Raw genomic sequence first — 1,036 nt, 5'->3', positions numbered from 1 at the left:
CCCTTGGGACCGACTCCAGCCCCAGGATGCGACGAGCCGACATCGAGGTGCCAAACCATCCCGTCGATATGGACTCTTGGGGAAGATCAGCCTGTTATCCCCGGGGTACCTTTTATCCGTTGAGCGACGGCGCTTCCACAAGCCACCGCCGGATCACTAGTCCCGACTTTCGTCCCTGCTCGACCCGTCAGTCTCACAGTCAAGCTCCCTTGTGCACTTACACTCACCACCTGATGACCAACCAGGCTGAGGGAACCTTTGGGCGCCTCCGTTACATTTTAGGAGGCAACCGCCCCAGTTAAACTACCCACCAGACACTGTCCCTGATCCGGATCACGGACCCAGGTTAGACATCCAGCACGATCAGAGTGGTATTTCAACAACGACTCCACCCACACTGGCGTGCGAGTATCACAGTCTCCCACCTATCCTACACAAACCGAACCGAACACCAATATCAAGCTGTAGTAAAGGTCCCGGGGTCTTTCCGTCCTGCTGCGCGAAACGAGCATCTTTACTCGTAGTGCAATTTCACCGGGCCTATGGTTGAGACAGTCAAGAAGTCGTTACGCCATTCGTGCAGGTCGGAACTTACCCGACAAGGAATTTCGCTACCTTAGGATGGTTATAGTTACCACCGCCGTTTACTGGCGCTTAAGTTCTCAGCTTCGCCACACCGAAATGTGACTAACCGGTCCCCTTAACGTTCCAGCACCGGGCAGGCGTCAGTCCGTATACATCGCCTTACGGCTTCGCACGGACCTGTGTTTTTAGTAAACAGTCGCTTCTCGCTGGTCTCTGCGGCCACCACCAGCTCCCCCAGCACGTGGGATCACCAGCCGTGGCCCCCCTTCTCCCGAAGTTACGGGGGCATTTTGCCGAGTTCCTTAACCATAGTTCACCCGAACGCCTCGGTATTCTCTACCAGACCACCTGAGTCGGTTTAGGGTACGGGCCGCAACAGCACTCGCTAGAGGCTTTTCTCGACAGCATAGGATCATCCACTTCACCACAATCGGCTCGGCATCAGGTCTCA

Annotated in this window: 1 rRNA gene; it reads right to left on the bottom strand. The window is 55.8% G+C overall.

The annotated features are described in order from the left end of the window. Nucleotides 1–1,036 (bottom strand): 23S ribosomal RNA (locus H180DRAFT_RS28375); the annotation flags it as partial.

The organism is Streptomyces sp. WMMB 322 (genome assembly GCF_900090145.1).
Lineage (GTDB): Bacteria > Actinomycetota > Actinomycetes > Streptomycetales > Streptomycetaceae > Streptomyces.
This window is presented reverse-complemented; position numbering and strand designations above follow the sequence as displayed.